5 protein-coding genes and 1 tRNA gene are annotated in these 8,898 nt (G+C 37.7%); 5 read left to right on the forward strand and 1 reads right to left on the reverse strand.

The annotated features are described in order from the left end of the window. Positions 1-665: 665 nt before the first annotated feature. Complete coding sequence (locus tag HMPREF1505_RS07685; RefSeq protein ID WP_036924309.1) at positions 666-2,747, forward strand: GDSL-type esterase/lipase family protein; 2,082 nt, start codon at positions 666-668, stop codon at positions 2,745-2,747. A 307-nt stretch (positions 2,748-3,054) separates the two neighbouring features. Beyond that, positions 3,055-4,617: a sulfatase gene (locus HMPREF1505_RS07690; RefSeq protein ID WP_036924311.1), complete on the forward strand. Its 1,563-nt coding sequence runs from the start codon at positions 3,055-3,057 to the stop codon at positions 4,615-4,617. A 559-nt stretch (positions 4,618-5,176) separates the two neighbouring features. Here HMPREF1505_RS07690 and HMPREF1505_RS07695 read toward each other — a convergent pair. Beyond that, positions 5,177-6,529 carry a sodium:alanine symporter family protein gene (locus HMPREF1505_RS07695; RefSeq protein WP_013264076.1) on the reverse strand — a complete coding sequence of 451 codons (1,353 nt, stop codon included), beginning with the start codon at positions 6,527-6,529 and terminating at the stop codon, positions 5,177-5,179. Between the two features lie 958 nt (positions 6,530-7,487). On the opposite strand from HMPREF1505_RS07695, the gene HMPREF1505_RS07700 reads away from it, so the two are divergent. The 3 genes from HMPREF1505_RS07700 (at position 7,488) to HMPREF1505_RS07710 (ending at position 8,812) form a co-directional block, all read left to right on the forward strand. Further along, positions 7,488-7,560: transfer RNA gene (locus HMPREF1505_RS07700), tRNA-Lys, on the forward strand. 389 nt (positions 7,561-7,949) lie between these two features. Then, on the forward strand, positions 7,950-8,513 hold the full coding sequence (locus tag HMPREF1505_RS13735) for a hypothetical protein (RefSeq protein ID WP_051412343.1): 564 nt from the start codon (positions 7,950-7,952) through the stop codon (positions 8,511-8,513). Between the two features lie 8 nt (positions 8,514-8,521). After that, the gene (locus HMPREF1505_RS07710; protein ID WP_036924314.1) at positions 8,522-8,812 is read left to right on the forward strand and encodes a hypothetical protein; all 291 of its coding nucleotides are present in this window, start codon (positions 8,522-8,524) and stop codon (positions 8,810-8,812) included. Positions 8,813-8,898: the final 86 nt, after the last annotated feature.

An 8,898-nucleotide genomic window follows, 5' to 3' on the forward strand; every position in this document is an offset into this window, starting at 1 on the left:
GGAAAGAAAAATATATTAATTAAGAAAATTTCCCCACCTTTTTTCTACTGAGCCCAAAACGGCTCAGTAGAAATTGTCTTTATAACTTGACGTAGCCCGCTACGTCTGCGCCAAAAACAAACAAGATGCTCGATAATAAAACACAATATGTTTAGGCTCTAATGAACTATTTGGGTTAAAAAGAAAAAGCGATGACCTTCATAGGTGATCGCTTTCTTTACTCAATAGGTATTAGTCTTTTAAAGGTAAAAGATTGTTTTCAGGATAACAGTCACAAAGATATATTATTTTCGCGTCACATGCAAACTTTTAGTAGATTATTTTTTCATTATAATGATGTGTGCGAACACATGTTTATGCAAAATCTATTTTTAACGAAATAAGTCTCAAACCTCTTGTTTCATAAGGTTTTTGTTATTTAAAAGTTCAGAAATTTAAGTTATTCCATTTGTATATTAATAGCCTTTTGTAATGCTATATGAATAGTTGTGCGTCTATACTTTTTCATCACACCACCGATCCTTTTGTATAATAATTTATCCATTAAAATGCTTTTGTTATCCATAGTGTCTCTTTTATTCATAGATTATAATTAACTTTGCAAAGAATTTATGTATAAGTTAAATATTAAGTAAAAGCAAAACCTTCCATTACTACATTTATAAATGATTATGAAGAAAAGAACAATCGTGTTGTTTGGAATGCTCCTTATGGTTTTGACTGCTGTTGCTGGCGGCAAAATCAAGGTAGCATGTGTAGGAAATAGTGTGACATGGGGAATGACAATTATCGATAGAGAAAAGAATTGTTATCCAGCACAACTACAGAAGATGTTAGGAGATAAATATGAAGTCAGAAACTTCGGACACTCTGGAACTACACTACTACAACATGGACATCGTCCCTATGTCGACCAACAAGAGTACCAAGACGCTTTGAACTTCAAGGCAGACCTTATCATTATCCATCTTGGACTCAATGATACCGACCCACGAAACTGGCCTGAATACAGTGAAGAATTTAATGCTGATTACATCCGTCTGATTGATAGTTTCCGTCAGGCGAATCCTAAAGCAAAGATTTGGATTTGTCTTATGACCCCCATCTTTGAGCGTCATCCACGTTTTGAGAGTGGTACACGCGACTGGCATGCGCAGATTCAGAAACATATACGACAAGTGGCGACAGCGACACGAGTTCCACTCATTGACTTAAATACACCTCTATATAGTCGTCCCGATCTTCTTGCCGATGCTATTCACCCGAATGCTGAGGGCGCAAAGATTATTGCAGAGACGATCTATGGAGCCTTGACAGGCAACTATGGTGGGCTTGCCCTGTCTCCATTGTATACCGATGGTATGGTTATTCAGCGCAACAAACCTATTGTTTTCCGTGGAAAAGCAAATGCAGGTGAAACTGTTAAGGTCAACTTCAATGGGCATATGCTTTCAGCTATAACAAATGATGCCGGAAAATGGAAGATTACCTTCCCTGCTGAGAAAGCTGGCGGACCTTATAAAGCCCAAATAAGTACGAAGAAAGAAAAGCTTACTATTAAAGACATATACGTTGGTGAAGTGTGGCTTTGCTCAGGGCAATCAAACATGGAGTTACCTGTAAATGCTGTACAGAGCAGGACACAAGACTTGAATGAGGCTGACAGTCAGACACACTTACATCTTTTTAATATGTCAGCTATCTACCCAACGACTGCCGTAGCATGGTCTGCTAATGCTTGCGACTCTGTAAATCGTCATCAGTACCTCCATATTGGACCATGGCGTAACTGCTCTCGAGAATCTTTGGGTGGCTTCTCAGCTGTAGCTTATCACTTTGGAAAGAAGTTAGCAGACAGTTTGCAGGTCCCAGTAGGTATCATCTGTAATGCTGTTGGTGGTACCACTACAGAGTCATGGATTGACCGCCATACGTTAGAACAACGTATGCCAGCTATTCTTCGTGATTGGTATCATGGAGATTTCGGTATGAAATGGGCACGTGAGCGAGCATTGCAAAACATCAGCGTAAGTAAGAACCCACTGCAACGTCATCCTTATGCACCAGCCTATATGTTCGAAACTGGTATGCTTCCACTAAAAGGATATAGTATCAAGGGAATTGTTTGGTACCAAGGTGAGTCCAATGCACATAACATGGAACTACACGAACGTCTCTTCCCGATGTTACAGAAGAGTTGGCGTAACTTCTTCCATGACCCAGAGCTACCATTTTATTTCGTACAGCTCTCCAGCCTGAATCGTCCTTCATGGCCACGTTTCCGTGATTCTCAGCGTCGTATGGCATCAAGACTACGTAATACCTGGATGGCTGTTACAACAGATGTGGGTGATTCCTTAGATGTACATTACACGAACAAAAAGCCTGTCGGTGAGCGACTTAGCTTACAAGCTTTACACCATAGTTATGACTACAACATAGAATCTGATGGTCCTATCTGTCATTCTGTATCAGCAAAAGACAATGGACTTGAATTGCAGTTTATTCACGCAAAGTCACTATCTGCTAAGGGTGGCCGCCTTATTGGCTTTGAGGTAGCAGGTGCAGATGGCATCTATTATCCAGCAGAAGCACAAATAACATCATCTAACACAATTCTTGTTAGGTCGTCTTCAGTGACACGCCCACTCTATGTTCGTTATGGATGGCAACCTTTTACACGTGCCAACCTTGTGAATGAGGTAGGATTACCATGTAGTACATTCCAATGGGCAGTAAAGAAATAAAGATGTTTATAACCATCGTTCTTTGTTTAGAAAAATGATACAATTAAGTCAGACTGTCCGCAGTCTGACTTTTTTTTATTAAGACCATTCCAGACAGAATCCTATTTACTATATTACACAAATAAACTTTTCTCCCTTTATGACCCTTGATGTATCCCTATATATTTGGTAGTTTAACCATATCATGCATCTACTATAGGATACTCTCAACAACTTTATAGCAAAAGAATTTAAGAACTTCATCATATTTATGTGGTGATTAGCAACTTTCTTTTTAACTTTGTACTCTATCTAAAAACCCCTATCAATGATTGATACAACAATGAACAACTATACCTTATATAATTCAAAGCACTCTTCTACCCTATTAGTTACAACTTCAATAGCTGCTCTCAGCATTTCCTTCCCAGCCAAAGCACAACAAGTAAATACACAACCCAATATTATCTTGTTCATGGTAGACGACATGGGATGGCAGGACACATCCCTTCCCTTTGCCGATTCGATTACTGGCAATAATCGGAAATACGATACACCTAATATGGAAAGACTTGCTTCCGAGGGAATGATGTTTACAGATGCTTATGCAACTCCTATCAGTTCGCCCTCCAGATGTAGTCTGATGACAGGTATGAATATGGCTCGCCATCGGGTAACGAATTGGACTTTACATCGCGATAAGATGACAGATGGGAAACGAGATGGCGTAACATTACCTGATTGGAATTATAATGGTATTGCGCAAAGCGGTAATGTCGCACATACTACAAAGGCTATATCCTTTGTACAACTCCTAAAAAATGCAGGCTATCATACCATACATTGCGGAAAAGCACACTGGGGAGCTATTGACACTCCGGGTGAGAATCCGTGCCATTTTGGCTTTGACGTAAACATTACAGGTACGGCAGCTGGTGGATTAGCCACCTATTTAAGCGAACGTAACTATGGTTTTACAAAAGAGGGCAAGCCCACATCTCCATTCGCTATCCCAGGCTTGGAACGTTATTGGGGTACTGGTATCTTTGCCACAGAAGCCCTTACACAAGAGGCAATAGCATCATTAGAGAAGGCTAAGAAATACGACCAACCTTTCTATCTCTATATGTCTCATTACGCTGTGCACGTACCAATCGATCGAGATATGCGTTTTTACCCTACGTATCGTGCACGTGGTCTTTCGGAAAAGGAAGCTGCTTACGCTTCATTGATTGCAGGAATGGATAAAAGTTTGGGAGATCTCATGGATTGGATAGCAAAGGCAGGACTTAAGCGAGAGACTATCATCATCTTTATGAGCGATAATGGAGGACTCGCCTCATCATCCTATTGGCGGGATGGAGAACTTTACACGCAGAATGCACCACTCAAGAGTGGTAAAGGTTCTCTGTATGAAGGAGGTATAAGAGTTCCCTTTATTGTAAAATGGAATAATATTGTAAAACCAAATACTCGCTCACATACACCTATCATCATAGAAGACCTCTACCCCACCTTACTCTCCATGGCTGGAATTAAGAACTATCATGTACCACAAAAAATAGACGGACAAGACATTACACCTATTCTTCGTGGTAAACAACAAGGTAATAAGAAGCGACAACTGATATGGAACTATCCTAACATTTGGGATGGAGAGGGATTGGGAATCAGTCTTAATTGTGCCATTCGTGAAGGGCAATGGAAATTGATTTATTCGTATCTCACTGGTCAAAAAGAACTATACAATCTATCCAGCGACCTGTCTGAGAAGAATAATCTTGCTTCTTCTCACCCTCAACTCGTTGCTCGCCTTTACAGACATCTCACATATAAATTACATAAAATGAATGCACAGAAACCAATCGTAGAGGGTGAAAAAAGAAAATAAGAGTGGTTAGTTTAAGTAGACATAAGTTATTCATTGATTTTATTTCAACTGCATCATTCTACTCTTATAGGATAAAAGAGAGAATAGTATCTCCTTGAAGTGGTATCTTATCAACTTTACGAAATAAGCTACTGACCCAACAGACTAAGTAAGTTCTTTGTAGTACAACTTGTTTATAACAATAAGTTGAATCTACTTTGGTGACATTTTGTGAGATGTTTAGCAGGCAGCACCATTGGTGTTTACCAACAACACAACACGTGCGGACCATCAACACGCTATATGCGGAATGACTCTTTATCGAAACATAATCATTATTATTAATCATTGTATTATCGTATTCTATAAAGTCTGCTTCTCTTTATCAGTAAAGTTCGTACGTCTATTATCTTTTACTCCAAACTTCTCTATATAACTACTTACCTGATTCATAAGAACGGTGAGCACATACCAACATGTAGCTCACCGCTCAAAATAGCTATTTATTCTTTAATTGATTGGTTTCAACATAATAAGAAGAAACATCAAAAGAAAATAACAATAGAAGTTGACAAATGGCTTAAGAATTATTTTCTTTTCTGTTTGCCAAGAAGTTCTTGTATATTTTCTTTACCTGAGGTGCAAGGAAAATAATACCAATAAGGTTAGGAATTACCATCAGACCATTGAAGGTATCTGCCAATTCCCATACCATATCTGCTGCAAAAAGACAGCCAAGAAAGACAAAGAGAACAACAAGTGCACGATAAGAAAGAATACCCTTCTTACCAAACATAAACTTGATATTCATCTCAGCAAACATATACCACCCAATAATTGTTGTGAAAGCAAAGAAGATTAGACTGATGGCAAGAAAGATAATTCCACCATTTCCAAAAGCTATCTCAAAACCTTCTTGCGTAATAGCAACCGATTTTAAGCTTAGATTTTGGAAAGAACCTGTCAGCATAATGACAAAAGCTGTTGATGTACAGATAAGAACGGTATCAACAAAAACACCTGCCATAGCTACAAATCCCTGCTCAGAAGGGTCTTTAACATCAGCCAAAGCGTGAGCATGAGGTGTTGAACCCATACCAGCCTCATTCGAAAACAGACCACGAGCAACACCATAGCGAATGGCATATTTCATCACCGTACCAGCGGCTCCACCTGCTGCTGACTTCATAGAGAAAGCATCCTGGAAGATTGTACGGATAACATGAGGCAACTGATCAGCAAACATATAAATGATAACAAGCGAACCCAAGATATACACAACCGCCATGAAAGGGACTAAAAGTTCGGCAATAGCGGTGATTCGGCGTTGTCCTCCAATAATTACTACACCCACAACAGCTGCTAAAACAATACCTATAATATAAGAAGGTATATGGAAAGCATTATTCAAAGCTATTGAGATAGAGTTTGCTTGTACCATATTTCCAACGAATCCCAACGCAAGAACAATAGCAACAGAAAAACAAACAGCAAGCCACTTACTACCAAGTCCATAATAAAGATAATAGGCTGAGCCTCCCACCGTCTCGCCATGATACTCTTTCTTATACTTCTGGGCAAGTACTGCCTCAGAGAAAATGGTGCTCATTCCTAACAATGCAGATACCCACATCCAGAAGATAGCTCCCATACCACCACTTGCAATAGCTGTTGCCACACCACCAATATTACCAGTACCAACTTGAGCAGCTACAGCTGTGGCTAATGCCTGGAATGAATTAACTTTTGTTTCACCAGGCTTTCGCTTCTTGAATATTGGACCGAAAGCATACTTAAACGCCAAATTTAGATGGCGAATCTGTGGGAAACCAAGGTAGACAGTATAGAAAATGCCTACTCCTAACAATGCGTACATGAGAAAACTATTCCACAAAAACTCATTGAACGCTTTTACATAGTCTAATACATTCATCGGCTACATAGTTTAGATATTAGTAATAGATTAGTGGATAATACCACATTAGATTGTTTAGTAACAGATTAAATAATCAATCTTACGTCGCAAATATAGTATTTTATCTTTTACAAAGCAACTATAAAAGCAACTTTTTGAGTTAATCACAGAATTACTTTTGTATTAACATTTTCATCATGTATAGCTCAATATATTACTATTTTATGATCTAATTAATGGTGTAATTATCATTCATAAACTCATTTATATCTCTCATCTGCCTACATTGAAAATCTCATCATGAAATACTTCAACTATACATACCACATTGAAAAGACTTTACATAAATCTAAATGAACCTATTAAAATAAAGACAAAAAACACACGTAAATATTATCTTTCTAACCAACAGGGAATCAACCACTTAAGCTAAGGCATTTCAAAAGATGCTTAATAGGCTTCTTAAAGGGCGTTAGTAAGACCTCAAAAGGGCATCTTTTGAAAGCCTATTGGGCGTTAATTGAATGCTAAAAGAGCATATTTTAATAACGAGATAACTCAAAATATTTTACAAATATAAAATAAACAGAAAATAAACTACTCTAACTAAGATTGTATCGCATGCTATGTTAGTTTAACCCAAATCGGTCATTAGAGCCTAAACATATTTTGTTTTCTTATCGAGCAGATTGCCTGTCGTTGTAACGCAGGCGTAGCGGGCTACGTCAAGTTACAAAAACCGCACAAGATGCCAATAAGAAAATAAAAGATATTAAGAAACAACACCATAGTAATAAGAATTATACATAACCGATTTGGGGTTAACTCTTATCCTGCTGGAAATCATCATGTCTCACACTAAAAGATTTCATCAAATAGCCATGTATTAATAAAAAGGCACAAGAAAAGTTATAAATAATTTGGAATTATCAGAAATTCTTGTTACCTTTGCACTCGCTTTATAAAAGCATAGGGAGATTCGCTAGCTCAGCTGGTAGAGCACAACACTTTTAATGTTGGGGTCATGGGTTCGAGCCCCATGCGAATCACTTGAAACAACAAGAGGAATATCCGCAAGGGTATTCCTCTTTTGTCTTATTATCTGCGTGCTATAATCCCCCCCAATGATAGACATCAGCAGTAATAATCGAAGCTACCTTACAATATTTAGTTGGGGTTGTATGCCGCTTGTCATTAGAAAACTACAATAAAAAAGTAAGCTTCAAACTTTGATTTATAAAATTAGTTTTTTATATTTGCAGAAACAGATAATTTAAAATACAAACAAATAGAACAATAACCTTTTAGACAGGCAGTACGTAAACTCTCTGTCACCTATAGAACCTCGAAGACTAACCTCTTTGTACCTATGGGCAGCATCGTTCCGCCTCAATCTACTAATGTAGCTTTAACGTTGAAAACCGATTACTGTGGAAATATGATTTATGAGAATGGACAATTAAGCAAGATTCTTACCGACATGGGATACATCACACTTGCGAATTCCACTCCAACATACCATTACTACTTGAAAGACCACCTTGGAAACAGCCGTGTTGTGATAGATGGGCATGGACAAGTGGAGCAAGTGAAGCATTACTATGCCTTTGGTGGACTGATGGGTGAGAGTACAGGCGGAGGCGCACAGCCTTACAAGTACAACGGCAAGGAACTTGATCGTATGCACGGATTGGATTGGTATGATTATGGTGTACGCCACTATGATGCTGTGCTTACAACATTAGATATTGGAGGAAGTCTTTATAAGGGTATCACTTATAGTACTATCCAAGATCAATTATACTATCTAACAGAAGGAATTATAAAAAAGCTTTCATATATCCCCTATTATGGTACCCTATGGGGATTAGGCTTTGATCCAGTTGTTCGACCAACTTGGGAAAATGGTACTAAGAATATAGACAATGCGATAAAACATGGGGCTGACCCTGCTATTATTTTTATTATACCAGGACTATTATATGTTCCTTCTACAAAATAATCGTTATTATGGAATATTCATATTTTATAAAGAGAAATATCAAGTTTTTTAATAATAATGGATATACTCTATATCCAAATGGGAATCAAGTGTATAAACGAATAGGTGATTATGATGTTCTAATCACAGATTATACAGGAAAAAAACTATCATTAGACCTTCTGGTCGTCTTTGAACTTTGGATAAAAAATAATATAACAGATGTGCTTATATTTAGAAAAATGTATAAGCGAACTTTTTTTTGTCCTAAAATAGAAAAGATTGATAAAGAAATAGCAAAGATAATAGAAAAGTTTTAGTCTTCGAACCACATGTACAGCTGATAATTATTTTTTTATTGCTGTCCGGTAAACCTTTTCCACATATAAAAGTTAAGGGCTAAAAT

This window comes from Prevotella sp. ICM33, assembly GCF_000517825.1.
Taxonomy (GTDB): Bacteria; Bacteroidota; Bacteroidia; order Bacteroidales; family Bacteroidaceae; genus Prevotella; species Prevotella melaninogenica.

Coding starts and splice junctions, on each gene's coding strand:
- HMPREF1505_RS07685 (WP_036924309.1), top strand. CDS start 666: ATGATTATGAAGAAAAGAACAATCGTGTTGTTTGGAATGCTCCTTATG.
- HMPREF1505_RS07690 (WP_036924311.1), top strand. CDS start 3,055: ATGATTGATACAACAATGAACAACTATACCTTATATAATTCAAAGCAC.
- HMPREF1505_RS07695 (WP_013264076.1), bottom strand. CDS start 6,529: ATGAATGTATTAGACTATGTAAAAGCGTTCAATGAGTTTTTGTGGAAT.
- HMPREF1505_RS13735 (WP_051412343.1), top strand. CDS start 7,950: ATGATTTATGAGAATGGACAATTAAGCAAGATTCTTACCGACATGGGA.
- HMPREF1505_RS07710 (WP_036924314.1), top strand. CDS start 8,522: ATGGAATATTCATATTTTATAAAGAGAAATATCAAGTTTTTTAATAAT.